Origin of the sequence: Bacillus sp. NSP9.1, from assembly GCF_000465465.2 — a bacterium.
Taxonomy (GTDB): domain Bacteria; phylum Bacillota; class Bacilli; order Bacillales; family Bacillaceae; genus Bacillus; species Bacillus sonorensis_A.
The window spans coordinates 2,320,085-2,344,907 of the sequence record NZ_CP048273.1 but is presented as its reverse complement, the minus strand read 5'-3'; the positions used below and the strand labels follow the sequence as shown (position 1 = coordinate 2,344,907).

The following is a 24,823-nucleotide window of genomic DNA, read 5'->3' as shown; positions in this document are numbered from 1 at the left end:
CACAAAAAAGACCTCTATTCAGGGAGAATAAGGTCTAATAGTTCTAATTCCATTTTCAAATTGTCATCCGGAAATTTCCGGGCTTCTTTGAGCTGCTCAACTTTCTCCAAACTCCGGGATCCGACAACTGCCTCAGTGTCACTATAGGCCGGGGTGGTGACAAGTGAAATATCATAAATGCGATGGATTTTATTGATCCGTCTTTCATAAATGTCTTCCTCATCATTAAACCGCCATTCATCAGCATCCGCCTCATTGTGATTTAAGGAAAAAGCAAAAGAACACTGGTTTATGACACCGCTTCTTATATTCGCCATCAAATCACGCGCGTATGACGTATCTGACGGCTTAAAACGGAATTTGAGACCTATGTTGTCCGCTTCTAATTCAAGCCGCCCTGTGTCCCCTGAGACGGTATTTCGAGCTAACGGGAAATCTTGCCGATGATTAAACAGCGCGATGACATTTGTTAGATCGGTCGAATTCAGGGCATTCCGACTAATAATTTCCTTAAACCACCCCCCAAGCCGCTCAGACCATTTTTCAAATTTCAGGGCATATCCTTCCACAAATTCGCTTTTATCCTCACCCTCAGAACGAATTTCTATAGGTGTGGTTAACTGCCGAATCTCTTTATCCTTCATCCTTTTTGTCACCTCCCTTCAGGGCACCGCCAGCTTTAAGCCGCTGGTATTCCTCCATAAAGTCCAGAAAAACATAGTTTAAGCTGGACATGTATTTTTCTCCGTATTCAATCGGATTCCGCTCAATTAATGCCCTGATTTCGTTTTTATTTAAGGCGCCGATTTCATGGAGTATTTTCAAATATTCGGCCTGTGTCTTGCTGTCTCCGCGCAGCTCACTATCAATGTTGAATTTCACATAGTGGCCGGATTCCGTTTCATGGTCCATAAAGAGCTTAACGTTAAGCTCCTGTTCGAAATTAATAATCCACGGCTGGAGAGTGTTTCTCACATATTCAATGGATTGGTGTTCGATATTTGAAAATGTAGCCTTATCCAGCTCATTAAGCTTGTGCAAAGGTACTTTGTAAATCATCGATATTTGGGCCTTATTGAATTTCATCGATTCCACGAATTGTGCCTCTTGCAGCGGCATAGCGATGGGTTGATATTCAAGACCGTTGTCGATGATCGCAATATTTTCACCTTGATTGACTCGTTTCCATTCTTTACGTACATTTTCTTTCGGCTTCTCATCTAAAAAAGCAGGAACCTTTAAGATCCCACGCGGCGTTGCCTCGTTTTTATACAGCTTCGCATTATATTTTGTTGCGGCGGCCTGAGCTCCAATGTGTTCGCGAACTACGCCGATGGGTGATTTTCCTTGTATGCCGTCAGTGGAAAGGCCTTTGAAATGTAATACCTCATGCTCAAAAAGTTCCACTGTCTGCCCATTGAGAACAGTTTGATACCACAGCATGCCCGTTTTTGGATGAACAAAGGCATTTGTAGCGTCCGGCCGTAATGGATACAAGCCTTTTGGATAGCCGTTGGCTCCAAACTCAATGTATGAGTAGCCATTCCCCCAAGTCAAAACATGAGTCATCATGAGTTTTTTCCAGGTGAACGCGGTCATGTAAGGGTTGGCCCGAGCATAGACAACATAGGCAGCCGGATGACTCGGCTTTCGCTCGATCCCGCTTTCTAATTTTTGATAGGTATGAATAGGGAGCTTGGCGATGTCATCAGATAATACATTCACACAGGCAAAAACATCCGGCTGCACAAGCGAATTTCTTTCATTCACTTTTTCGCCGCTTGCCGTCTGTCTGCCGCCGAATAAATTTAAAAACAAATCATTGAAGCCGTTAATATCCTTGGAATCAGTTCGTTTCTCAAACACCCGATCAATTAGCAATTATTTCACCTCCCTTTCTTTGTCAGGAGATAGGCATAAAACATAAAAAATACACCCGTCAGAATCAGACCGATGTTTGTGTTAACTCTGTATGCAGCTGCAAGGATAAAGGCGGCCCCCGCCACAAACAGCAGATCATTTAAAATTAAAAGCAGAAAGGCCAGGAATTTTTTCATTCTCTCACATCCTAAAAGCTGAAATTATCAGACATGAAATGTGCATTCAAGTCTACTTTTTGGTTTGTTTCGTGATACATCGCCCTGGCGTATGCGTTAATAACAGCTACAGCCGGGTCGATTCTTTGCGGAGATTTTGCTTTATCCAGCATGATATTCTCCTGAGGATCAATTTTCATGATCGCATTATTGATCGCCCAATTTAAAACCGGGTCATCCCCGTGAACAACTTTGCCGTCATATACTTTTTGACGAAAGTCTTTTGTCGGCAAAGATAGATGATTAATTCTTTGCGGAATCTCCACCATGGTATGGCCTTTAGATTCAAGCCGTTGAGCCAAATGCAAGGCATTCCATTTGTCATATGCGGTTTCCTGTGGCCGGAACCGATGCTTGTAAATAAATTCAATGATCCATTTTTCAACTATTTGATAATCAACGGCGTCGCCAGGCGTATACGTAATATAGCCCATCTCTTTCCACAGATCATATGGCACTTTATCCGTCGCCATTTTTTCTTTTGCGCGCCCTTCAGGCATGAAGGAATGTTGTCCGACATAATAGATTCCATCAAGAACACCAACCCAGCCGACTGATGTTAAGTCGGTAGTCATGGACAAATCCAGCCCAAGATATACGGGCATGTTTTCCAGATCAGGAATTTCACCGCTGCACGCGCGCCATTTTGATATTTTCATATAGCCGTTATCCTTTTGATCAACCCATCGGTTCATATTCTTGGTAAGGAAGCTGCGCATTTTTTCTGGAACTTCGAGCGCAACCTTTAAGGCAGAGCGTAGTGACTCCATACCTTCCGGATACGTTGCAACAATAGGGTTGGCTTTAATCCAGTTTGATTCGTCTTTTATGTCGTCATCAGGATCTAGTTCGCAGATCATGACAAAATAGTCATCGTTTTCTGTGTCAGCATCAGGATCGAGAATCTTGCTTGTATATTGGTATTCCTTAAAACATGGCCGCTCCATGTTAAACCCGGCTGTCGTGATGATTGCCATTAACGGGCTGCGCCGGGCGACCATACCACTGTCAAGCACATCATAAATTTCGCTGGTTTCATGTGCATGGTATTCATCCACAATTCCCAATGACGGGTTTTTACCGTCACCGAGCTTCCGCGCCTCCCGGGAAAGAGGTTGAATTATTGAGTTCGTTTTATACTTTTTTACCCGGCCGTTTGCAGATGTATATTTTCCTTCAAGGATCGGAGCATGCTGCAGCTGTTCAAGAATCGCCTGGTAAACTTCGTCTGACTGCTCCCGGGACCATCCAGCAATAAACACCCGATGTTTTTCGGTTGTCGGGAACACTTCATAAGAAGCCATGAGGGCGAGAAATTGCGATTTCGCATTCTTACGAGCCAGCTGGATATAAACTTTTCGGAACCGGCGGGCACCGTTTTCCTTTTTAAAAAAGCCGTATACATTGGCCGCAATAAAAAGCTGAAAGTCCGTCAGCTCAATCGGCTCACCCGCAAGTATCCCCTCAACATGCATGAACTGCCGCGCCCATTCGTAAAAATCCAGCACTGCTTCAGCGTCATAGTAAAAGGGGCAATCCGGGTCCGCTAACGCCTCAACATCTTTAAAAAATCGCTGCACAGCCCATTTATGCTTTTGACAAGCCTTTATCTCACCGGAAAGTATTTTTTCGCAATACGCCCATACACGCTCAATCAGAATTTCAGCGGTGACCTCTTGCATTACATCCTGCCCCCGAACCGCTCTTCCTCTTTTGATTTCGGCTTGTCGTCATCCTTTTTAGGAATCACGAGCTTGCAGCGCGAGGAAATGGTTAAGCCCAAATCACTGGAAGCCTGCCGGCATTGTTTGAATAGTTTATCTTGATTGATAAGCAAGTCCGAATACGCTTCATTGACTACCGTTTTTTCTTTTTCCCCCACGATATTTCCCTGTTCATCCACATCTTTGACGACTATTGTTTTCATTGGCCCCTGATCAAGCAGCTGGTCCGTCACCTGAAGGTAGAGCTTCCGTGAATATAAAAAACGGGCGAGCGCATCAACATCTAAATTCGTCATAATTCCGATGTTTTTCAGCTCGTCCGCTATTTTTTTGAATTCCCTTTTTAAGTCTTTCGGTAAATAAGAAGGCGCCTTTACTTTGTCGCTTGGCGCCTTGATCTCCTGCTTTCTTCGTTCCTCAATCTCTTGTTTTGTCAGGTTTTTCTTGCCTTTCACAAGCAATAAATCAACCGGTTGCCTTGGTCTTGCCATTCCCTCACCTCCTTCCGAAATTTCATTTAGGGAATTTTTCAAAATGTGGAGGGGAGCGCGGTCTCCAGCGAATCTTTTCCAGAGATTTAAGGGCGGGGGGTCTCCATTTCCTCCCGCAGCTGCAACATGGCCGTCTCTAATTCTTTTCGAGCTTGCGTGTATTTTTGTTTGTATACGTCAATTCCCTTTTGAGCTTGTGCTTTGAGACGTAGTACAGTCAGCTTCTTTACCTTCTGCTGCATGCGCCTGATCTTCTCGTTCGTGTAGTAGGACCTGTATTCAGTCTGGCACCGAGGACACTTGATGTAATGCCGCCGCCCCCCGTTGTCATACTTCCTAACTTTCGAACATCCTTTGATATGGAACTTGGTTCCGCAGTGATCACATACGCAGGTTTGATGTTCTGTTGCCAAAGCCTCCATCCTCCTTCGCGGTCTTCCTACTGTGGCAGGGCGTACACAGCGGCTGCCAGTTAGAAGAATCCCAAAATAGTTTTTTGTCTCCTTTATGCGGAATGATATGGTCAACGACTGTCGCCGGAACCCTCCTGCCTTCCATCGTGCAGGAAGAGCAGAAAGGGTGTTTAGAGAGATACCCCCGCCTTGCCTTCCGCCATTTGCTGTCATACCCCCGGCGGGCGGCTGACTCACGGTATTGATCATAGAATGGCTTTGTCCGCTTGTGCTGTTCACAGTAACCTTCCCGGGTGAGAGTCGGACAGCCCGGTTCATTGCAGGGTTTTAAAGGTTTATTCATACACTCTCGAACCAATCTCCAATTCCTTGGTCTCTACTGCCGGTCTGCCATTGCGATCTATACTGTGTTTAATACGAAAATAGGCAGATCCGATATGCTCGGCATCTGCTGTTCGCCATTCGAAATCTATCTCAATCCGGTCGGTGATCTTTTCGCCTTTGTATAAAACATGTGGAATTGAATTAATATCATCAAGCTCAATCCGCAACAATGGCGGCTTTTCTTTAGATAACTTTAAGCCTTTAGTAAGGCTTGGTTTTTCAATACACAATTTGCTCCCCTCCTTCAAACAAAAAAAGACCTTTCAAAGTTAGAAAGGTCTCAGCCCGTTATGGATGTCTTAGGGTGATTAATTATCTTTTTCTTCTTTCTCCATTTCACTTAAATAGTTTATACCATTCGATGCAGCATTAGTAATGAAAACTTGAAACAAGTTATAAATAACACTTTTCAGCTCAATTAAAAAATTCAATATAAAAGTGATGTACAGACTCATCAACAACGCGGATATTAATTCATTCGTTTCAATACTCAAGTAGATCAAATACCAATCACTTGGTAAATACTTAAAAATAATCATCAACAAAAAATTAACGATTATTATAATTAAATAAAATACTCCAACACCCAAAAAATACAAGTTGTATATTTTAAATATACTACTTTGATCTTTATGTTTTACTGTAATTAAGGTGATCATGGTTTGGTCGTTAGCTAGTGCTTGAAAGATAGCATACCCTGTTACAATAATAGTGAAAATAGGAATTATGATCGTATTAACATTTACTGTTATGTCCGATATGATATCAACTGCACTAGTTACATTAAATAGAATAAATTTCAGAAATATAAATGCAGTCATAAACATTAAAATTAAAAAGCACAATCTTACGTTAGATAATTTAAAAAGACCAATACTTTCTAAAAATATTTGATTAGAGCTCATTCTTTTGTATTTAAGTAAGTCTCTAATATGCTCACGTATCTGCTCTTTTTGTCCCTCATCCATTTAATCACCTTTTAAAAGCTATTTTTTAAATAAGTTATTGTATGCATTTTCAAGTCTTGTAAACACTCTATCGTATATTGACCTATTTTCTTCACTTGTTTCATTAAATTCCGTTTTATTTATAACCTTACCAGTAATCTCATCAATATTCTGATTGAAAGTTTCTTCTTCATCTAAAGGTATACTCATTACCTCTGTAAATGAATCATCCTTTAAAGTTCCAGAAGTTCCATTATTAAATTTAACTCTTATTGTAGGTTTCATTAAACCTTTTGTGTCTTGAATAATCGATACCACATTATCTTTATTAGTTGGTGTATTATATGTTATATTCCCTGTTTTCGAACCAAGTTTTTCTAATGATTCTGTTAAATAATCGACGGTTTCATTGTCAATGATATCACCATTTAAAGGGTAAAATCTTAAAGTTACATTCTTGATTTGTTTTACCTTCTTTAACTCTTCCTCGATTGCACCTTTAAAAGGGATAGCTACCACATTTAAATTGACATTAGGTAATTTTTCTTCACTTCCTTCATTCTCTTCCCTAATAAAGGCTTTAATTTTTTCTCTCGCTGTTACCGAGAAATTCTTTAAAGTTGGACTCCCCTTTTGATTTTTAACTAAAACCATGCGATGGTTTTTTAAATTTATTAAGAAATAAGAGTAAGGATCCGAAGGATATACTTCATTTGTCCTTACTAATTCACCATCAATGATTCTCGACTTCACTTCTAAAGTAGTACTTTTAACAATTAAACCAGCAAGGACAAATTCACCTTTTACATTAGTCAGTTTAACATTACGAAAAAAGAAATCAGCATCCTTTTTTTTACTTCCTTTTTTTTGATCTTCTTCTTTTAGAAAAGCTGGTAGTATAATTTCAAAAAAATAATCCAACATAGGTTGATTTTCTTTTCCAAAAGTACAATTGAAATTTGCAATATAAGATTGTTTGTCTTCTAACAAAGAACATTTCCCCCTTTTTATCATTTCCAAAACATACAATTCGACAAAAAAAGGGGAAATCCTGCTACTTTTTACTTATTATTTATAATAAACGAACGTACGTTCTCAGTCAAGGCTTTTAAACTTAAATAGGCCATGCTATTGCTGCAAAATTTAAAACAAATATCCTTTGATATTCTTCGACCCAAACTCAGAGGCACCCTTTGCCGCCAATTGTTTTTTTCTGAGATTTACTGGACCCGGTTTACAGAGAACATAAAAAGCACCCCTTAGGATGCTTACTATTGTTGCCTTTAATTTTCTTTTAACACATAATATTATTCTTCTGTTGGCTTTACTTGAGGCTTTATTTTATCATAGTCATCTATACACTCTTTCAATAAAACATAGACGCTGTATCGTTTATCGATTTTTTTTGTTACCCTCCTATGGAATAATCCCCATACAATTAAAACAAATAAAAATGGTATCGCAAGAGCCCATATAACAGACTGAAAAACAGGAGTGAAATCAAATGAGGTCAACAGGTCTGAAATGTCTTTTTTGCTCATTTTTTTATCATCTAAATATTTTCCGAAAATGCTATTGAGCAATGCCATTGATGCAGTCAATACCCCTACAGATGCAGAAGATAATACAGTGATCATTACCATAAAAAACGAAAAAGGTTGAACATTCAGAGCCTGACTATCTTTTGCAATGTTAATGGCTCCTTCTACTCTGTTAAACATTTTTTTCAGATCATCTTCTTCATGATCTAAAATAATTGTTTTTTGTAGTTCCTTTTCTTCGTCCATCGTTAAATTAAAAATCTTTCCATAGCGATTTTCTAAATAAGTTAGAATTACTTTTGATTCGCCCAAATTCCTAGTCATAATTATCACCCAAATAGAATATCGACCATTCTTTAAAAATTGTAACCATTTACGAAATTTGTCGAATAAAATTTACGCTAATGTCTTGTCTTTCTTCTATATTCTCTTCTCTGTTTTAGTTCTTTTTCTTTATCCTCAATATCAGAAATACACTCTATGATCAACATATGATAATATCTTGTTTTTTTGACTCTTCTTGTGTATAGATACATCAAAACGAGTATGCCTACAATAAGAATAAAAGTCCCACAAGCTATAAAAGGAAAAAAGCCTCCCAAAACTAAATCATTCATCTCTTTTTTTATTGGAGAATAAATGCCTGTTAATAGATCATTTTGATCCACAGAGCTCATTTTTTTAAATTTTTCATCAGCAATTGTTGTAGTTACTTTAGTGTTTATTGCTGAAGTCATTACTTGTGTACTAATAGTGAAAAAGCAGACCATTAAAGTACACAGTAATGTTAAAGCGGTAATTAAAACGGTAATAATAAGATTATAAAAAAAACTTGTATCTTTATTTGTCTCTATTTCAATGTCATACCGTTCTTTTAATAACAAAAAATCCGATTTTGTATGATCTTCTTTTAATTTTTCCTTAAATTCATTTTGATCCTTAACAGAGTTCCCGAATCCCCCTTCTTTCTCTATTTTTTTAAAATACTTTATTACATTTTTTTCTTTTGCTAATTTTTCATTCAATATCTATCACCAATATGCTTATCGGTTAAAAAATAAACAAGTAAATATTTCGCGAAATTTGTCGAAAGATTTTTTCATTCTCAAGTTAAAGCCTTTTTAGATTTTCTTTGATCTAATTCCAGTCTGTTAAACGTACGGTTTCACGCCTCACATCTATTTCTATTTGACGCTTTATCACGTCCGATAAATTCAGTGAAGTTAAACAATTCCAAAATGATTGAAGATAAGCTTCTAGAGCTCCTGGAATAGCTCCTATAGCAGCAGCAATAGTTGCCTGAGGTCCAACAACAGATGAAGCAGTAGCAGCAGTATAAACGACATTTGTCGCAACAGCAGCTGCTATTAAATGGCAACGCTGAATTTCACTCCTGACTACTTCTTCAAGCGTATCAGGATACCTTACATATGCATAAACCCTAAACCTGCTAGTTCGAGTTTTCATACAAGGTGCTGTTATATCTTGTCTACACATTCGACCGGGGTTCTGCCAAGTTGGACAAGGGACATAAGTCCAACCTGTTACACAAGTACTAGCCATAAATTCTGGATATTCAAAAGAAAACAGGGTTTTATCAAGAGTAGCCATTCTAAACCAACACTCCATTTGTAATTTAGTAATATTTCTATACAAATTTATGTTTAGAACGTTTCTTGAAGAACCAATAATTTACTTATTTACAATTTTATATTTCTCTTATTATTCACTTTTACGCTATACGCTCTTTAAATTACATCTTACACACACTCCGGGAGGAAGCCAAGCATTGTAAGACGCATGTCCAAAAAACACACTGCTTACAAATCCCCGATACCAAAGCCGCAAGACTAGCGCTATCCAGGCTCAGAATGTTCTTCTCGTTTGGTTTCATTCTTCACCACAATTGTCTAGACCCAGTTTACGGAGAACATAAAAAGCGACCTCCAATAGGAAGTCACTACAGTGTTTTTTTGACCTAATACCATAATAACCGATCTAAAATGAAATGAAGCGCCAACATTGTGCCATTATTCTGCCATTATTATTTCCTCGTTAGAAATCTCTTCGCTTATTAATCTCCCAAAAAACGAAACCCCTTCATTTCTATTTTTAATAATCTTTTTAAACATAGGTCTTAAGCGTATTTTTTGAATGTATTCTTTTTTATTAGAAGGATCACTGTATTTTAAAGTTAATAATAAACTAATTTTATGTTGTTTTTCATATATGCTAATATCATTACAAACAAAATTCATTAGGTATGTAAAGTATATTGGTATATGTACTTTAGTCGATTCATTGTTATATTTAATAGGATAAATACTTCCTAATGCTTCTGTCATAGTAGCAATTGGTGCAATTTTATCTTTGTAAGCATCTTTATCATAAAATAACAAATCAAATCTCCCTTCATATTCTGTATGCTTTACTCCAAGCTTTTTTCCCGAGGAACACCACTCACCATCAACAAGTAGTTCTTTAACCGCCTCATTAGTATGTTCACGTTCAAATGTCATGACAACATTACGCGCAGTAGTATCCGATATATTATACAAATCCAGATAGAAATCAGAAGCGCGGTTTATTTTATGATCAGGATCCCCATCTTCCCATTGTGAAAAAAAATCAGATCCAAGCTTCGCACTAAAATGTTTTGTTGGTAAATCTAAAACTGGTCTTTCCCTTTTATTTATTTCTTTTTTTGAAATTTCGTTGCTTTTTTTTGCTTCATCAGCAGCTGCACGGGACGCCCTTGCAGCAATTGCCGTTGCTATGGCAGCAATCACAGTTGCTATGGCAGAAATTATTGTCGCTACTGCCGAAAATGTCTCAAGTTCCACCTGCATCACTCCTATTCAGACTTATTATAACTCAAAATCCATTTAACTTATCCACTTTATCCACGAATTAACCATATCTTATATTGTGTCCAATTCACAGAAACCCGGAACCCTTTGTCCTGCATAGTTTCATCCCATTTTGCCAAACTGAGTTGGACACTTTCTCGTTATGGTTGGTTCGTTAAAATAGGCAGAAAAAAACTCATCCGTTTTGAAAACAGATGAGCTTACAAGCTGAATGAGTCCATTGTTTGGTCCATTGTGTCCTGAGTAATCCCGATATATCGAAGCGTGACGTCAGGGCTGGAATGGTTAAATATCTCTTGCAGCAGAGCCACGTCTTTGAATTTTTTATAGTGCCAATAACCGAACGTTTTTCTCATGGTGTGGGTGCCGATCCCATCAAGTCCGACGTATTCCGCAGCCTCTTTCAATATGTTGTATGCTGTGCTTCTGCTGATCGGTTTATTTAGTCCTTCGCGGCTCTTAAATAAAAATTCCTGGTCATCTCTGTCTTTAATATAGTCGGCCAAGGCCTTTTTTAGTGCCTTATTTATTTTGATCCGTTTCTGCTTGCCGGTTTTCTTCTCGCGCAAATCAATGTACATTCGTTTGGCGTCGCGGACTCTTAAACGAAGTAAATCGGATATACGCAAGCCTGAGTTTATGCCGGTGACGAAAAGCAGATAGTTTCTTTCACTCCGTTCTCTCAGGAATTTCTTTATATAATAAATCTGGTCCATATCCCGGATAGGCTGCACAAAATTCATTATGAAGCACTTCCCTTCACATACACTTCTTCTTTCAATGCAAAAGCCAGATTGTAAAAAGCGCGCGACTTAATTCTGAAGTATGTGCGCGGGCTTAACCCAATTTCGTTGTAAACCTCATAATCAAAACGGTGATCTTGGGACATATATCGCATGATGATGATTTGCCGTTCATTGACAGGCAAACGGTTCACAGCCTTTTGCACTTTTGCAAGAAAAGCATTTCGTTTCTGTTCCATTTCAATTCTTTGAATAGCCGTATCTTCAGTAGATGAATGAAACGCGTTAGTATTTGACGGCGGCACGAGGTTAAATCCTGCCGTGACCTTCGGCAGTAGATCATCTGGCACTTGCAAGAGAACCACCCTGTAATTATCCAGTATGGCTTCAATTTTCTTTTTCGTCGCTTCTCTATCGATTTCGGGTAATTGAAATAGCATGGTTTATTCCTCCTTTTATTTGCGCTTATAAGCGCCGCCTTTCCTTCGTTTAAGAATCTGCTTATTTAGCCCCATAATCTCTCGCCAAAAGCGCTCAGAGCGCTCCTGTGCTTTTTCAGGGCGTTTTCTTTTGGTGGATTTCATGTCTATTGCTCCTTTCGCTAGACCGCAGCCGGGACAAATAAAACACGGACACCAAACAAACAGCGTAAAAGCTGTAAGTTCAGTGTCCGCAGGTATTCCATCTAGGACTTATTTAATTTTTTCAAATTCTATTTCTTTAGCAGATATAATTTCATTTAGTTTATCCAACTCATTTTTTAGGGCTTTAATTTCTTTTAAGATAATTTCGGCAGCTCCTGAAATGTCATTTTCCAAGGAACGATCCCAAAAAAATTCTAATTGATTTTCGCATATATATTTAATTTTAAAATAATGTTGGTAGTATTCATAAGAAAATTTAGTTCTATCAACTGACCTAATTTGGCTCAAGTATCGAAGTATATCTTTTTCGTTCATTTTTTTATTTTCTTTAATTTCACCCATTTGTTCTTGTAAGCTATGGCTTATATTCCGTCTTGGAATATTTTCCTCAAGATGCTGATAAGACGCATAAGCATCCATATGTTTAATTAAAAGATTTACGCAATCTCTAAAAAAAACTGCTTCAACCAAAAATTCTTCAAGTTTATCTTTACGTTTTGTTTTTTTATCCCGTTCAGCATTTAACCACATGATGATAATAGCTGCTGATGATGATAAAGTTGCCCCAGCTAAAGACCCCCACAAACTTGGATTCAAGAAAATATTTTTTACAGCTTGTACATTATCTGATTGCAAGTAAAAATTAATGTCTATAATGCCCATCTCCCTAGAATAATTATTATCAATTATATCGTAAATAACAGTGAATTTTTCACAATTATTTCTAGGTGTTCAGATGAACTTACTCGCCGCCTCCTGATCCATAATCGCCAGCCCGTCCGTGCGTTCAATAATCGATTTCACGTAATCTGGATGAAGTTCGTACTTCTCTGCCAGCTCTTCAATGGTCATCATGTTGTCCCGCTGCGCCTTGATCGTATGCAGTAAAGAAGGTTGTAAAAGTGTCATTTTACGGCACCTTCTTTCTCAAAAGAATCCCAATCAAACGTCTCAAGAATTGAAAGCAGCCGTTGAACTTTTGGAGCTCTCCAAGCTGTCATGGCGTATGTGTGTACCTTTTTGGTGTATGTGTAAATGGTATATTCATCTTCCAGAATGTTTTCAACATATTCATTTAACTCATAACATTCACCAGCATCAGAAGAATAAATGCTTATCCTTTCATGTTCTCCCTCTGTGGTTTCTCTCCATCTGTAATCCATCAAAGCCCAAAAACGTGGTGCAGCCTGGGAGTCTGTATCTTGTGTTTTTAACTCTTCCTGCAGCTCTTTTAAAAATTGAATATCATTGTTCATTATGTTCCTCCCCCGCAGGGGAAAGCCCCTGCAAATTAATTGAACTTGTGTGATGATTCAAGGTTAATCCGTGAAAAGTGACCTTTAAATGTTTCAATGATCGTTCTGCCGTGTTCCGGGGCCTGTGCTTCATAAGCCTTTCCGTTTAGGCCATCCAAAACAATGACAGTGACCTTCCCGTCTTGAATTTTGCTTGATAAATCTTGATTGACTTTGATTTCTTTAGGACTGTTCACCAGCCGCACCCCCGTGTTAAAATAAAAGTGTCTAGTTTTTATTTTCCGGGGCTTTTAATAGCTCTGGTTTTTTTATACAAAAATTTCATCCGTCTGCCTGAGCATAGCCAGGTTATAAAGCTTTTCAATTTCCTCATCGCTCTTCTGTTTAAGCGATTCCTTTCCGTACCTTTCGATCAAATTGATCCATTCGATTTTTTCCATACGCTCCTGTTCTGTCATAAAGACTTCACCTCTTTAAAAGATTTTTCAAAGCGGCATTTTTATAACGCTTTGGACAATGTTCAAACCTGATAATCACTAAAAGCTGCTGTAAGGATGCTTTTTCAAACGATAATCTTGAACCGCCTTTTTTCTTGTTCAGATGCTTCCTCACCTAAAAGTCCCCCATTTCGCGGCTGAATCATTCCCTTGTTCCCCTGATCAATGACGAGAAATAATAATTCTTCTATTTCTCTTTTGAAGGATTTTGCTATTTTGATAATGGACTGACCCCGATTCCACAAATCTTTAAACTTATAAAGCTCCTGCTCATACCAAATAAAATTATTTTCAAGGAACGGAATATAAACAGGACTTTCACAGAATAGCTGTCTTACTCCGTTCTTTTTAGTAATCATCCTTTGGGGACCGATCCATATTCTCGGATTCGCGGCTATACCGTATGGCCTGTGAGGGAGAATCCTTCTTTTTGCAAGGTCCACAATCAGAATCAAAAGCTCGTCCGGTTTTCTTCTCAGAAGATCGGCAACGTCATATAATGATTTGCCGTCATACCAGTAATCTATCAATTTACAAAGCTGGACATATGACCATTCATAATTCAGATTGTCTAGGGCAATTTCTAAACGATCAGCGCGGGCAGTCTTTTTCACGTCCAACACTCCCGCATGGTCCCGGTATGGCGGTGAACAACTACTAATCTTTGTTCATGCTGTAGATTCTTTGATATAAGCCAGTTCTCAGGGTTTAAGCCGTTCTTTTTAATGATTTTCTTTTGCGCGCGTGTTGGTCGCTTTCCGTGTTTCATGCGTTATCCCTCCGTACATTTGACCAATAGTCCAGCAAGTTTTCGAGCTTTGTTTCTAGCTCCTTCAATCCTTGTTTGAGTTCCTCTGGTGTTTTGTTGGTTTCAAGATGCCCCCACACACCAGGCATGATCGGTTTTAATTCCTTACCATCCACTTGTCGCCACCTCCAAACGATTATCTGGTCCTTGAATTTTAATGACTTTGGCGCCGGTTAAAGAGCGTGAAACGATTCGCCCGCCGTGCTGTCCATACTTATTTTTTAAATCTTGGCTGTTGTAGTTGGTCGTGATGATCGTTGGAGCGTGTTCCCGTGATTCCACAATAGACAGCATCAGATCAGCACCCCAGGATTCCTCGCCGCCTTTGTCCTTTTTGACATACTCCGCGCCCAAATCATCAATGACGAGAAAATCCGATTTTTCAATGTTTTGCAAAATGCCTTCCTCAGTTTCTTTTGACCGTTCACCGTAAGCGTTTCGTATCCGGCGCAGCAGCATTTTCGTATTGATGAATGCCACCTTTTTACCGAGAGATTTTATATGCATGGCAGCGCTGTGGGCTAAATGGCTTTTGCCGACTCCGTAAGACCCCTGTAGCATGAGAGAATCAAAGCCCTCCCATTGTCCAAAATTTTCCGCATACCATTTGATTTTAGAAAAGGCGGCAATTTGTGATTCCGTAGCAGTTTTCAAAGGGTAATTTTCGAATGTTTTATCTCTCGTGTCCGGCGGGATAAGGCTGTTATTCCAGAAGAAAGCTTCCGCCTCGGATTGCCGCTTGAACTCATTCATTTCTTTTTCCAACCCTTTGTTATCACAGGTCAAACAATGGCTGATTTCTTTTTCTCCCTTGCGGTAAATAGGAACTTCAGTCCCGCAATCAGGGCATATGCGCGTGCCGATCTTCTCGGGAATCAAATGAGCCAGGCTTTTAAACTTAGGGCTAATTGTTTTAAAAGAGGCCCGAGTATTGGTCTTCTGTTCCTGGATCAATGCGGCTTCCCCCTTTTGGCTTTTGATTACGATAGTTCTCAAACTTAGTACCGAACAGCGTTTCAGGTCTTAAATACTTGTCCATATCAGAACCGCGCCATTCTTCCCATTTAACTAAAATGACATGTTTAAAGTCGTCAAATCGATTGCCTTCATTCCAGCGTGCCTTAATTAAAGACCTGGTTTTTGTTGTAGTATGACGGTACTTTGTTCCAGCGACTTTGTTTAAAAGATCAATGATCAGTTTGTAAGGAATTTCATCTTTTTCAGGAGATGCGTCGTCGGGTTTACCCGACAATATATTATTTTCTTTATCTATATCTTTATCTAATTCTTTATCTATATCTGTACCGTCACGTGATGTCACGCTAACGTCACCTGCGTTTTGTGGTGAAGAAAGCTGTAATTGTTTTTTTCTTTCCCTGTATCTTTTGTTTCGTTCGGCGTTGAGCTGTCTCACCCTATCCATGCCTTCGACATTTTGATGCTTTTCCCAATTCAAAATGCTGATAAAATTGTGCTCATCTATCTCAATCATGCCGAACCGCTGAAATGTCTGTAATGCCATTCTCACGATCGGTAACGGACGATTGAAAATAGTCGCCAGCATTTCGTCCGTATACGGGATATTTTTGCTCAGGAAGATATAGCCTGACGCATTGGTTTTCCCAGCCTGGGCCAACAGCTTGACCCATATGATTAAAATGGTGTCAGCCTCCGGCATCTGTTCGATTAGCTTGATTTTTTCGTCTTCAAACATTTGCGTACTTAGCTTAATCCACTTGACCTCAGCCATTTGCTTCCAACCCTTCCGACTTGGTTAAAGGCCAAACTGATTTTTTCCCGTTGACAATTACAGAGCCGAGAGCATTGTCTTTGCGTTCATTTTGGATGATGGTACCGCCCTGGCGTTTAAGCTTGCCCAAAGCCTGATTGTGCGATTGGACAGATTCACTGATAACGGCATGAATTTGATTATGTAGCCATACATAGCTGACTAAAAACATGCTTGCTCCTCCTTTTTTGGTATAATGTTCCTGTATAAGACAGGAGGTGAAACTATGAAACTAAATCATGATTGTGTCCGCTCAATTCTTCTAGAATTAGAGGAAAATTTAACTCTAAACGATGGCGTCACTTTATATCGGCTCAAAAATTTTCAGACATTCAAAGAGTATGGCTATGAAACTTCCGTTTACGCTTTAACCAAGTTAATCGAAGCTGACTTTTTAAACGGTTCGGTTTCGCGCGCAGACAATAAGATTGACCATATTGGAGTTGGCTCCATTACTTGGGATGGACATCAATTTTTAGACAACATTCGTGACAATGCTGTTTGGTCTAAAACGAAAGATGCCGTTAAGTCGTTATCAAGCGTTTCCTTGTCCATACTTTCAAATGTCGGAGAAAGCATTACGAAAAAGCTTATCGGTCTAGAATAATTTAATTTCTACACCTTGCACTAAGGCGTAGATAAAATCTTTCTCTTTCGGATAATGATCTTCAATGAATTTTGTCAAAGAAATCAAATCATTGGTGTCGATAGATAATAATCTGTTGACGCCATCTTTTTTTGAATAAACAATAATATTTTTATTTGTCATTCTCTTTACTCCTTTCATACTGGTATAATGTACATATCAAGAAAATAGGAGATGAAAGCAAAACAAAATATCTTAAGAATCAAAACCACTAAGAAGATTTTCAAATTCAATTTAGAAACATTCGGATACTTAGAGAGTCGCCTTCCGCTGCCAGAAAAAATTTTGAAGGCTCGAAACCAAAATTTCCAATAAAATCAGATGTTAACTCTTTAATGTACTCATCAATATCTTTTAGTCGTTTATCTTTCATGATCATCTTTATACAATCTTGATTTTCAACATTTTTTAACTGCTCATTCGCATTCTTAATTTTGTCAGGTTTTAAATTTCTTAAGTCTCCCTTATGCTTTTTCACAAAAGCTTGATAAATCTTCATAAAACGTTCCGCCTCACTTAAAGCAAGCCATTCTTTTGTTTTGATCTTCATTTTCTCACCTCCCTTCATTTAGTAGATCTTAATGTCTTGGCTGTTCGGCCAACCAGGTCAATAGAAATTTTTCGCATTCTTTTGCTGGAAAAAGCCATTTCTTTCCGACTCGATACTTAGGAAAGCGAGGATCGTAAAAGAACGTATCCTTTATGAAATTAGGGCTCATGTTGGTCTGTCGACACAGTTCTTTCATGTCCCAGAATGTGAATTGATTTTTAATTTCATTCAGGTGTTTGCGCATTTCGCCAAGAAATTGGCGTTCTATTTGTTCTTGATCTACCTGAACCGTTAGCATACCTATTATGAAACCTCCTTCATGTCCAGGATCTTGACAATTTTCTCTCTGACCTTTTTGCCTTCTCTTTTACCGTGTAAAATGTCGGAGAGGTAAGGGCCAGAAATGTTTAGCATTTCGGCTAATTCTTTCTGCTGCATGCCGTTAATTATTAACCAGGTCTTAACCCTTTTTCCGAAATCCAATTCCACAGAAAACACCTCCTATATATTTTTTGCTAATTATTTAGCTTTTTGTTGACTGAAAAATAGGATATATGCTAATATCTAAGCATAGCGAATAAACCCTACAATTACAGCCTTTTACGTTGGGGAACGTGGTCTTAGGCTTTAGTTTGTAGTGTCCTGAAAGCTAAATAAGTAGCTTATGAACACATTTTAATAAACTATATGCTAATTGTCAACGCAAAAATAGCATAAAGTTTAATTTTTGTCATAGGCTCATTTAAGGATGGTTGATATGACAATAGTTGAAAGGATAAAAAAGTTGGCAAAAGAGCATAAAATATCTTTGGCTGAACTTGAAAGGAAGACCAAATTATCAAATGGAACAATTAGAAGATGGGATGAAAAAACTCCAGGTATAGACAAAGTTCAAAAAGTAGCTGATTATTTTAACGTCTCAGTTGATTACCTTCTCGGCAGAACAGAAAAGGAAAACTTTGAGCCGGAACTTACAGAAAAAGATGAAAGAGATATACAGAAAGAGCTACAAAAAATTATAGAAGGGTTAGAAGGCAAGAACGGTTATGCCGCATTTGACGGCCAAACTCTTGACGATATGGATGAAGAAGACAAAGAGTTATTAATTGCCAGTCTGGAAAATTCTTTACGTCTCGCAAAAAGAATTTCAAAACAAAAATTCACTCCGAAAAAATATCGTAAGTAGGTGCTTTTGTGGAGTCAATTACTAAAAAGATAAAATCAATAACAAAAAAATTTGAAACAAACAATCCATTTAAAATTGCAAAAGAACTAGGAATTGAAGTGGTATATGAAGATTTAGGAAAAGCCCTGGGGTATTACAGTAGGCATTTCAGAGTTAAGGTCATTCACATTAATCAGAATGCGAATGAACATAACAAGGAGTTTATTTGCGCTCATGAGTTAGGTCATGCGATCTTTCATCCGGACGCAAACACTCCTTTTTTAAAAAGAAAGACATTATTCTCAACAGATCAAATCGAATTAGAAGCAAATTTTTTTGCAATCAATTTGTTGTTCTCATCTTTTAATAAGTGTGTAACCGTGAAAGAAGCAATTGAACTTTATGGAATCCCAGAACAGCTAGTTTTATCAAATATCGAAAAAATTTTTTAACCTAAAAACAGAACGTAAGTTTCTCGAGAGGTGAAAAAAGATGGCCAGTTTTAGAAAGCACGGAAATGGCTCATGGGAATATCGCATCCGGTATAAAGATCCAATCGACAAGAAGTTTAAGGAAAAATCAAAACGTGGTTTTAATACAAAGAAAGAAGCTCAATTGGCCGCTGCTGAAGAAGAAAAGAAAATTTTTAATGGATTAGAGTTGGATGATCACCCCTACTCCCTTAAAAATTATCTTCATGAGTGGTTGAAAGAATATAAATCCGGGGTAGTACGCAAGAATACATTTGAATTACATAAAAGAAATGTTAATAATCACATTATTCCGTATTTCAAAAACATCGATATTAAAGAAGTAAAACCTATCTTATATCAAAAATTTATTAACTACCTTTGTGATCAAAATTATAGTAAACGCACAGTGGAAATTATCCATAGTACCATGAGTAATGCAATGGAAAAAGCAGTATTGCTTGGCAAAATCGAAAAAAATCCATGTGTTGGTATAGAGATTAAAACTAACAAAAAAAGAGAGTATAATATTGAATTCATTAACAGTGATGATCTACCGCTTTTTTTACGTACAGCTTATCAATACGGATATATATATTATATTTTCTTCAAGACGTTACTAAACACTGGAATGCGAAAAGGTGAAGCTGCGGCTTTACGGTGGACAGATATTGATTTTAAGAATAAAACTATTAATATATCTAAAACTCTTGATTTTAGGGCGAAAAATCAGAATGAATTATTTAGTGACCCGAAAACTTTTACATCAAAGCGAATTATAACTATTGATCAACAATTGGTTAATGATCTACACGATTTAAAAAAACGTCAAAATGACGATAAGCTCGTTCTTAATGAAGTTTACCTTCATGAATTAAACTTAGTGTTTGCGCGGAAAGATGGATCTCCCCTGCCTAAATCATCTTTATTCAATGCGTTTGAACGTATACTAAAAAAAGCAGGTCTACCCAAATTGCCCATTCATGCCCTTCGGGACACTCATGCTGTTTTACTTTTAGAATCCGGGGCATCTATGAAATATGTTCAGGAGCGCCTCGGCCACAAAAGTATTCAAGTAACATCCGATATTTATTCTCATGTCAGCAAAAAGATTGACATGGATTCGATGAATAGATATGAAGAGTATATCTCCACGATAATGGAGTAATTTTTTTATTGATTTTTTGTGGGTGATTTGTGGGTGATTATTGTTCCATCTTAAAATATTAAAAATACCCACAAAAATAAAAACCCCCTGACACCACTGGTGCCAAGGGATTCCTAAATTAATACTGAGACATGTACTGCTCGCGCTCCCAAGGATGAACTTGTGTGCGGAACATATCCCATTCGATTTCTTTTGCTTCGACGAAGTGTTCGAAAAGGTGGTCGCCGAGGGCTTTGACCATGACTTCGTTTGATTTGAATTCTTCCAGGGCGTCTGAAAGAGTTGCCGGAAGGTCGACGATTCCGTTTTCGAGGCGCTCTTCTTTCGTCATCACATAGATGTTGCGGTCGATCGGAGCCGGCGCGTCCAGTTTGTTTTTGATGCCGTCAAGGCCTGCTGCTAGCAGTACGCTGAGTGCAAGGTACGGGTTTGCAGAAGGATCAACGCTTCTTACTTCTACACGCGTGCTGATGCCGCGGGAAGCCGGGATGCGGATAAGCGGGCTTCTGTTTTGCGCGCTCCATGCGACATAGCAAGGTGCTTCATAGCCTGGAACAAGACGTTTGTAAGAGTTGACCGTCGGGTTCGTCACGGCAGTAAAGCTTGTAGCGTGTTTCACGATGCCTGCGATAAATTGTTTCGCTGTTTCACTCAATTGAAGATCGGCGTCTTGGTCAAAGAACGCGTTGGCGCCGTTTTTGAAGAGTGATAGATTGCAGTGCATCCCTGATCCGTTCACACCGAATAATGGTTTTGGCATAAATGTTGCGTGCAGGCCGTGTTTACGCGCGATTGTTTTGACAACGAGTTTAAACGTTTGAATGTCGTCACAAGCGCGGATCGCTCCGGCGTATTTAAAATCGATTTCGTGCTGTCCAGGTGCAACTTCGTGGTGAGACGCTTCGATTTCAAAGCCCATTTCTTCAAGTTCAAGAACGATGTCGCGGCGGCAGTTTTCGCCAAGATCGGTCGGCGCAAGGTCAAAGTATCCGCCTTTGTCGTTCAGCTCAAGCGTCGGCTCGCCTTTTTCGTCAAGCTTGAACAGGAAGAATTCCGGTTCAGGTCCAAGATTGAAATCAGAGAAGCCCATGTCTTCCATTTCTTTCAAGATGCGTTTCAAGTTGTTGCGCGGGTCACCTTCGAACGGTGTGCCGTCCGGATTGTAGATGTCGCAGATGAAACGGGCTACTTTACCTTTTTCGGCTGTCCATGGGAAAATGACAAATGTATCTAAGTCAGGGTATAGGTACATATCTGATTCTTCAATGCGGACGAAGCCTTCGATTGAAGAGCCGTCAAACATGACTTTATTATCAAGTGCTTTTTCCAGCTGGCTCACAGGAATTTCAACGTTTTTAATCGTTCCAAGAATGTCTGTAAACTGAAGGCGGATGTATTTGACATTCTCCTCGTTTACTAGTTTAACAATGTCGTCTCTTGTATACTTTGCCATTCGTAAAACTCCTCCTCTAAAAGGTAAATGTATATAGCAATGCAGTTGCTAACCAATTAATGAAAAAACCTGGACATGTCTCCCTGGCGGAATGTTGTCCCTCTTTGGAAACGGCCTGCTTGAATGAGCTCGTTTTTCAGCAGCTTTCTCAGCTCTTCATCTGACAGGTTGTGTTTCTCGGCCTTTTTCGGTTTGTCTTGTTTCTCTTCTTTTTGTTCTTGTTCTGACTTCGCGAAAATTTGTTTAATTCCCGCCATGTTTACACCTTGTTCAATCAAGTCTTTAATCTCAAGCAGCTTATCGACATCATGGAACGAAAACAGCCGTCTGTTCCCCTCGCTTCTCGCAGGAAATACCAGTCCATTTTCCTCATAATAGCGAATTTGCCTTGCTGACAATTCGGTCAGCTGCATGACGATTCCTATTGGAAATAAGGGCATTGAGCGGCGAATTTTATCACTCATCTCAATTTCCTCCTTTTCTTATATAAATTTATTATATGTTATGTTATAAAATGTGTCAACATGATGTGAGGATTCTTTACATCGTTTTTTAATTTCTTTTTCTAAATTAATTGCCGTTCCATCAATGCATCGGCCGCGCTGATGATCGCATTTTTCACATGGGCATAGGTTAATCCGCCTTGTACATAAGCTACATAAGGCGGTCTTATAGGGCCATCAGCTGATAATTCAATGCTCGCCCCTTGGACGAATGTACCGGCAGCCATAATGACGTCGTCTTCATAGCCCGGCATATAGCTTGGGTAAGGCGTCACATGGGAATTGACCGGAGAAGCGTACTGGATCGCCTGGCAAAAAGCGATCATCTGCTCGGAGCCGGAGAACTCGACAGACTGAATCAAATCGGTGCGTCTGCTGTCCCATGAAGGGTTCGGACGAAAGCCCAGCTTCTCTAGAAACCGCGCCGTGAAAACAGCCCCTTTTAATGCCTGTGCTACGACATGCGGCGCCAGGAAGAAACCTTGATACATCTCCTGAAGGGAATAAAGGGATGCGCCTGCTTCCCTGCCGATGCCCGGTGATGTCATCCGGTAGGAGCAAGCTTTCACCCATTCTTCTTTTCCGACGATATAGCCTCCAGTTTTCGCCAGTCCGCCGCCAGGATTTTTAATGAGTGATCCAGCCATCAGGTCGGCGCCGACATGGCAGGGCTCGCGTTCTTCAACAAACTCTCCGTAGCAGTTGTCTACGAAAACGATGATGTTTTCATTGATTTCCTTAACAAACCGAATCATGTTTTCAATCTCATCTATTGTAAAAGAAGGACGGTTGGCATACCCTTTGGAACGCTGGATGCCGACCACCTTTGTCCGCGGAGTGATGGAAGACGCAACCCGTTCGAAATCAACTGTTCCTTCTTCAGTCAAGGCGACATCGCTGTAGTGAATGTTAAAATCCTTTAAAGAACCTGCGTTTTCTTCACCTCTGACACCGATGATTTCTTCAAGTGTATCGTACGGTTTCCCTGTGATATAGAGAAGTTCGTCACCCGGCCGGAGAACGCCGAATAATGAGATTGAAATCGCGTGTGTTCCCGAGATGATCTGCGGCCTGACTAGACCGGCTTCACCGCCGAAGACATCTGCGTAAATCGCCTCAAGCGTATCCCTGCCGATATCATCATAGCCATACCCTGTCGAAGGTGTGAAATGAGTGTCTGAAACTTTATGCTTGCGGTAGCTTTCAAGCACCTTCCATTCATTTCGTTCACTGACTTCATCAATTTTTCTATGAATGTCTCGGATGTCGTGTTCTGTTTCAAATGCCGTTTTTTTTAATAAATCTCCATGCTTTAATGTCTCAAACATTCTTACAAGTATCCTTTCCTACATAAACTTCTTCAGTTCTCCCAATATGTTCTGTTCGGGCATGATGTACCCTTTCACCTCATATGCTTCCCGATCTTCATTAAACACACTGCTTTTCGTCATGGTTTCGGATTTGACTCTTGATAAAAGCCTTCCATCTGAAGCGGGAATTTCCACCTCGAATGGTACAAGCAGCTCGTGTTTGATATATTCTTCGACTGCCTGCTTAAATAAAAGCAGGTCTCCGTCTATTTTGGCGCTTGTCATGATATGCTCCCTTCCTGCTGATGGGATGAAATCGGCCCTCTTTTGATCCCGTTTGTTGTAGACTGTCAACACGGGAATATCATCGGCCTCCAGCTCTTCGAGAAGGCGCTTGACAGTGGCTTCGTGCCCCGCATAATCTTCATGTGAGGAATCGATCATGTGCAGGATCAAATCAGCCTCCTTCACTTCCTCCAAAGTCGATCTGAATGCCGCAATTAAAGTCGTCGGCAGATCCTGGATAAATCCGACCGTATCGGATAACAGCACACTGTAGCCGCTCGGCAGCGTCATTTTGCGGGTCATCGGATCAAGCGTGGCAAACAGAAGATTTTCTTCATAGCTGTCCGCGTCTGTCAGGCGGTTGAACCATGTGGATTTTCCCGCATTCGTATAGCCGACAAGGGCAATTTGCAAGACGCCGTTTTTCTTTCTTCTTTCTCTGTATCTGTTTCGATGGCGAATAACGGCCGAAAGCTGTACATTGATTTCATGTATCCGGTTTCTAATGTGGCGCCGGTCGCTTTCAAGCTTTGTTTCCCCGGGGCCTCTCGTTCCGATTCCGCCTCCTTGTCTCGACAGGTTAATCCCTTGTCCGCTTAAGCGCGGGAGTGCATATTGCAGCTGGGCCAGCTCGACTTGCAGCTTCCCTTCCCGCGTCCGCGCCCGTTTCGCGAAAATGTCGAGGATCAATTGCGTCCGGTCAATGATTTTCACGTCAAGATAAGTAACAAGCGCTTTCAGCTGACTCGGCGATAGCTCGTCGTTGAAAATCAGCACATCAGGCGTTAACTCTTCGCAAAGCACCGCCAGTTCATCTACTTTTCCTTTTCCGATATATGTAGCGCTGTCCGCACGGTTCCGCTTCTGTGTCACAGTGGAAACAACCGTTCCGTCAGCGGTTTTCGTCAAAGCGGCGAGCTCTTCCATCGAATATGAAAAACGCTCGTCGGTTACATGCGGCAGCTGGCATCCAACCAATATCACTTTTTCTTTTATGACTTCCTGTTTATTCAAATGATCATGTTCCTTTCTAAACAATAGTCAGGCAAGCAGTACTATCATAACAAACG

At 39.7% G+C, this 24,823-nt stretch carries 40 protein-coding genes; 4 read left to right on the top strand and 36 right to left on the bottom strand.

Translation table 11 applies throughout. The features are described 5' to 3' along the window. Window positions 1-14: 14 nt before the first annotated feature. From M654_RS12180 to M654_RS12060, 28 genes are all read right to left on the bottom strand, one after another. The gene (locus tag M654_RS12180) at window positions 15-644 is read right to left on the bottom strand and encodes an HK97 family phage prohead protease (RefSeq protein ID WP_026587166.1); all 630 of its coding nucleotides are present in this window, start codon (window positions 642-644) and stop codon (window positions 15-17) included. Then, window positions 634-1,881 (bottom strand): phage portal protein, encoded by a 1,248-nt coding sequence (locus tag M654_RS12175; RefSeq protein WP_026587165.1) that lies wholly within the window; start codon window positions 1,879-1,881, stop codon window positions 634-636. Before M654_RS12175 ends, M654_RS12180 begins: the two co-directional genes overlap by 11 nt. Window positions 1,882-1,886: 5 nt before the next feature. Beyond that, entirely contained in the window at window positions 1,887-2,057 is a 171-nt protein-coding gene (locus tag M654_RS23575) for a hypothetical protein (protein WP_201278473.1), read from the bottom strand. A gap of 11 nt (window positions 2,058-2,068) precedes the next feature. Next, window positions 2,069-3,778, bottom strand: coding sequence for a terminase large subunit (locus M654_RS12170; protein ID WP_026587164.1), 1,710 nt, complete (start codon window positions 3,776-3,778; stop codon window positions 2,069-2,071). Further along, window positions 3,778-4,311, bottom strand: coding sequence for a phage terminase small subunit P27 family (locus M654_RS12165; protein WP_026587163.1), 534 nt, complete (start codon window positions 4,309-4,311; stop codon window positions 3,778-3,780). The genes M654_RS12170 and M654_RS12165 overlap by 1 nt, the downstream gene beginning before the upstream one ends. Before the next feature lie 86 nt (window positions 4,312-4,397). Beyond that, the gene (locus tag M654_RS23915) at window positions 4,398-4,553 is read right to left on the bottom strand and encodes a hypothetical protein (RefSeq protein ID WP_236251125.1); all 156 of its coding nucleotides are present in this window, start codon (window positions 4,551-4,553) and stop codon (window positions 4,398-4,400) included. 139 nt (window positions 4,554-4,692) lie between these two features. Continuing rightward, window positions 4,693-5,067, bottom strand: a complete 375-nt coding sequence (locus M654_RS12155) for an HNH endonuclease signature motif containing protein (RefSeq protein ID WP_026587161.1) — start codon at window positions 5,065-5,067, stop codon at window positions 4,693-4,695. After that, window positions 5,060-5,338, bottom strand: coding sequence for a hypothetical protein (locus tag M654_RS12150; protein WP_152520966.1), 279 nt, complete (start codon window positions 5,336-5,338; stop codon window positions 5,060-5,062). Before M654_RS12150 ends, M654_RS12155 begins: the two co-directional genes overlap by 8 nt. Before the next feature lie 78 nt (window positions 5,339-5,416). Next, the gene (locus M654_RS12145) at window positions 5,417-6,076 is read right to left on the bottom strand and encodes a hypothetical protein (RefSeq protein ID WP_026587160.1); all 660 of its coding nucleotides are present in this window, start codon (window positions 6,074-6,076) and stop codon (window positions 5,417-5,419) included. Between the two features lie 18 nt (window positions 6,077-6,094). Beyond that, a complete protein-coding gene (locus M654_RS12140; RefSeq protein WP_026587159.1) occupies window positions 6,095-7,045 on the bottom strand; it encodes a hypothetical protein in 951 nt (316 codons plus the stop codon). Between the two features lie 317 nt (window positions 7,046-7,362). After that, window positions 7,363-7,920 (bottom strand): hypothetical protein, encoded by a 558-nt coding sequence (locus M654_RS12135; RefSeq protein WP_026587158.1) that lies wholly within the window; start codon window positions 7,918-7,920, stop codon window positions 7,363-7,365. Window positions 7,921-7,997: 77 nt separating this feature from the next. Further along, the gene (locus M654_RS12130; protein ID WP_026587157.1) at window positions 7,998-8,621 is read right to left on the bottom strand and encodes a hypothetical protein; all 624 of its coding nucleotides are present in this window, start codon (window positions 8,619-8,621) and stop codon (window positions 7,998-8,000) included. A 112-nt stretch (window positions 8,622-8,733) separates the two neighbouring features. After that, window positions 8,734-9,207 (bottom strand): hypothetical protein, encoded by a 474-nt coding sequence (locus M654_RS12125; protein ID WP_026587156.1) that lies wholly within the window; start codon window positions 9,205-9,207, stop codon window positions 8,734-8,736. Window positions 9,208-9,626: 419 nt separating this feature from the next. Continuing rightward, window positions 9,627-10,439, bottom strand: a complete 813-nt coding sequence (locus tag M654_RS12120; protein WP_026587155.1) for a hypothetical protein — start codon at window positions 10,437-10,439, stop codon at window positions 9,627-9,629. A gap of 227 nt (window positions 10,440-10,666) precedes the next feature. Further along, the gene (locus M654_RS12115; protein ID WP_026587154.1) at window positions 10,667-11,209 is read right to left on the bottom strand and encodes a site-specific integrase; all 543 of its coding nucleotides are present in this window, start codon (window positions 11,207-11,209) and stop codon (window positions 10,667-10,669) included. Further along, a complete protein-coding gene (locus M654_RS12110; protein WP_026587153.1) occupies window positions 11,209-11,649 on the bottom strand; it encodes an ArpU family phage packaging/lysis transcriptional regulator in 441 nt (146 codons plus the stop codon). The genes M654_RS12115 and M654_RS12110 overlap by 1 nt, the downstream gene beginning before the upstream one ends. Window positions 11,650-11,664: 15 nt before the next feature. Next, window positions 11,665-11,793, bottom strand: a complete 129-nt coding sequence (locus M654_RS23910) for a hypothetical protein (RefSeq protein ID WP_236251124.1) — start codon at window positions 11,791-11,793, stop codon at window positions 11,665-11,667. Between the two features lie 108 nt (window positions 11,794-11,901). Beyond that, a complete protein-coding gene (locus M654_RS12105) occupies window positions 11,902-12,516 on the bottom strand; it encodes a hypothetical protein (RefSeq protein WP_026587152.1) in 615 nt (204 codons plus the stop codon). Window positions 12,517-12,585: 69 nt separating this feature from the next. Beyond that, window positions 12,586-12,762: a hypothetical protein gene (locus M654_RS12100; protein ID WP_163170534.1), complete on the bottom strand. Its 177-nt coding sequence runs from the start codon at window positions 12,760-12,762 to the stop codon at window positions 12,586-12,588. Beyond that, complete coding sequence (locus tag M654_RS12095; protein ID WP_026587151.1) at window positions 12,759-13,109, bottom strand: hypothetical protein; 351 nt, start codon at window positions 13,107-13,109, stop codon at window positions 12,759-12,761. The genes M654_RS12100 and M654_RS12095 overlap by 4 nt, the downstream gene beginning before the upstream one ends. A gap of 35 nt (window positions 13,110-13,144) precedes the next feature. Next, window positions 13,145-13,345 (bottom strand): XtrA/YqaO family protein, encoded by a 201-nt coding sequence (locus tag M654_RS12090; protein ID WP_026587150.1) that lies wholly within the window; start codon window positions 13,343-13,345, stop codon window positions 13,145-13,147. Between the two features lie 72 nt (window positions 13,346-13,417). Further along, window positions 13,418-13,567, bottom strand: coding sequence for a BH0509 family protein (locus M654_RS12085; RefSeq protein WP_144620496.1), 150 nt, complete (start codon window positions 13,565-13,567; stop codon window positions 13,418-13,420). A gap of 104 nt (window positions 13,568-13,671) precedes the next feature. Then, complete coding sequence (locus M654_RS12080; protein WP_026587149.1) at window positions 13,672-14,220, bottom strand: hypothetical protein; 549 nt, start codon at window positions 14,218-14,220, stop codon at window positions 13,672-13,674. Beyond that, on the bottom strand, window positions 14,217-14,375 hold the full coding sequence (locus tag M654_RS24390; RefSeq protein WP_371268685.1) for a DUF6906 family protein: 159 nt from the start codon (window positions 14,373-14,375) through the stop codon (window positions 14,217-14,219). The genes M654_RS12080 and M654_RS24390 overlap by 4 nt, the downstream gene beginning before the upstream one ends. Further along, a complete protein-coding gene (locus M654_RS12075) occupies window positions 14,372-14,530 on the bottom strand; it encodes a hypothetical protein (protein ID WP_163170533.1) in 159 nt (52 codons plus the stop codon). Before M654_RS12075 ends, M654_RS24390 begins: the two co-directional genes overlap by 4 nt. After that, window positions 14,520-15,368 (bottom strand): ATP-binding protein, encoded by an 849-nt coding sequence (locus M654_RS12070; protein WP_026587148.1) that lies wholly within the window; start codon window positions 15,366-15,368, stop codon window positions 14,520-14,522. The genes M654_RS12075 and M654_RS12070 overlap by 11 nt, the downstream gene beginning before the upstream one ends. Continuing rightward, complete coding sequence (locus tag M654_RS12065; RefSeq protein ID WP_026587147.1) at window positions 15,328-16,164, bottom strand: phage replisome organizer N-terminal domain-containing protein; 837 nt, start codon at window positions 16,162-16,164, stop codon at window positions 15,328-15,330. The genes M654_RS12070 and M654_RS12065 overlap by 41 nt, the downstream gene beginning before the upstream one ends. Next, complete coding sequence (locus tag M654_RS12060) at window positions 16,157-16,375, bottom strand: hypothetical protein (protein ID WP_026587146.1); 219 nt, start codon at window positions 16,373-16,375, stop codon at window positions 16,157-16,159. The genes M654_RS12065 and M654_RS12060 overlap by 8 nt, the downstream gene beginning before the upstream one ends. Window positions 16,376-16,429: 54 nt before the next feature. Here M654_RS12060 and M654_RS12055 point away from each other — a divergent pair, with 54 nt between their 5' ends. Beyond that, the gene (locus M654_RS12055) at window positions 16,430-16,810 is read left to right on the top strand and encodes a DUF2513 domain-containing protein (protein WP_026587145.1); all 381 of its coding nucleotides are present in this window, start codon (window positions 16,430-16,432) and stop codon (window positions 16,808-16,810) included. Here M654_RS12055 and M654_RS23570 read toward each other — a convergent pair. The 4 genes from M654_RS23570 to M654_RS12040 all read right to left on the bottom strand — a co-directional run bounded on the left by M654_RS23570 (window position 16,802) and on the right by M654_RS12040 (window position 17,888). Then, entirely contained in the window at window positions 16,802-16,972 is a 171-nt protein-coding gene (locus M654_RS23570; protein WP_011198326.1) for a hypothetical protein, read from the bottom strand. The genes M654_RS12055 and M654_RS23570 overlap by 9 nt on opposite strands. 106 nt (window positions 16,973-17,078) lie before the next feature. After that, window positions 17,079-17,399, bottom strand: coding sequence for a hypothetical protein (locus M654_RS12050; RefSeq protein ID WP_035428092.1), 321 nt, complete (start codon window positions 17,397-17,399; stop codon window positions 17,079-17,081). A gap of 28 nt (window positions 17,400-17,427) precedes the next feature. Beyond that, window positions 17,428-17,697 carry a hypothetical protein gene (locus M654_RS12045; protein ID WP_026587144.1) on the bottom strand — a complete coding sequence of 90 codons (270 nt, stop codon included), beginning with the start codon at window positions 17,695-17,697 and terminating at the stop codon, window positions 17,428-17,430. 5 nt (window positions 17,698-17,702) lie between these two features. Then, window positions 17,703-17,888, bottom strand: coding sequence for a helix-turn-helix domain-containing protein (locus M654_RS12040; protein WP_026587143.1), 186 nt, complete (start codon window positions 17,886-17,888; stop codon window positions 17,703-17,705). Between the two features lie 268 nt (window positions 17,889-18,156). Here M654_RS12040 and M654_RS12035 point away from each other — a divergent pair, with 268 nt between their 5' ends. The 3 genes from M654_RS12035 to M654_RS12025 are packed head-to-tail and all read left to right on the top strand — an operon-like array spanning window position 18,157 to window position 20,202. Beyond that, window positions 18,157-18,585 (top strand): helix-turn-helix domain-containing protein, encoded by a 429-nt coding sequence (locus M654_RS12035; RefSeq protein WP_026587142.1) that lies wholly within the window; start codon window positions 18,157-18,159, stop codon window positions 18,583-18,585. Window positions 18,586-18,593: 8 nt separating this feature from the next. Then, the gene (locus M654_RS12030; RefSeq protein WP_026587141.1) at window positions 18,594-19,016 is read left to right on the top strand and encodes an ImmA/IrrE family metallo-endopeptidase; all 423 of its coding nucleotides are present in this window, start codon (window positions 18,594-18,596) and stop codon (window positions 19,014-19,016) included. Between the two features lie 40 nt (window positions 19,017-19,056). Continuing rightward, the gene (locus tag M654_RS12025) at window positions 19,057-20,202 is read left to right on the top strand and encodes a site-specific integrase (RefSeq protein WP_026587140.1); all 1,146 of its coding nucleotides are present in this window, start codon (window positions 19,057-19,059) and stop codon (window positions 20,200-20,202) included. 118 nt (window positions 20,203-20,320) lie between these two features. Here the strand turns inward: M654_RS12025 and glnA are convergent, their stop codons facing one another. The 4 genes from glnA to hflX form a co-directional block, all read right to left on the bottom strand. Then, on the bottom strand, window positions 20,321-21,655 hold the full coding sequence (gene glnA, locus M654_RS12020) for a type I glutamate--ammonia ligase (RefSeq protein WP_026587139.1): 1,335 nt from the start codon (window positions 21,653-21,655) through the stop codon (window positions 20,321-20,323). 56 nt (window positions 21,656-21,711) lie between these two features. Then, a complete protein-coding gene (locus M654_RS12015) occupies window positions 21,712-22,119 on the bottom strand; it encodes a MerR family transcriptional regulator (RefSeq protein WP_026587138.1) in 408 nt (135 codons plus the stop codon). A 101-nt stretch (window positions 22,120-22,220) separates the two neighbouring features. Further along, a complete protein-coding gene (locus M654_RS12010; RefSeq protein WP_026587137.1) occupies window positions 22,221-23,486 on the bottom strand; it encodes a methionine gamma-lyase family protein in 1,266 nt (421 codons plus the stop codon). Window positions 23,487-23,504: 18 nt separating this feature from the next. Continuing rightward, window positions 23,505-24,767 carry a GTPase HflX gene (hflX, locus tag M654_RS12005; RefSeq protein ID WP_026587136.1) on the bottom strand — a complete coding sequence of 421 codons (1,263 nt, stop codon included), beginning with the start codon at window positions 24,765-24,767 and terminating at the stop codon, window positions 23,505-23,507. Window positions 24,768-24,823: the final 56 nt, after the last annotated feature.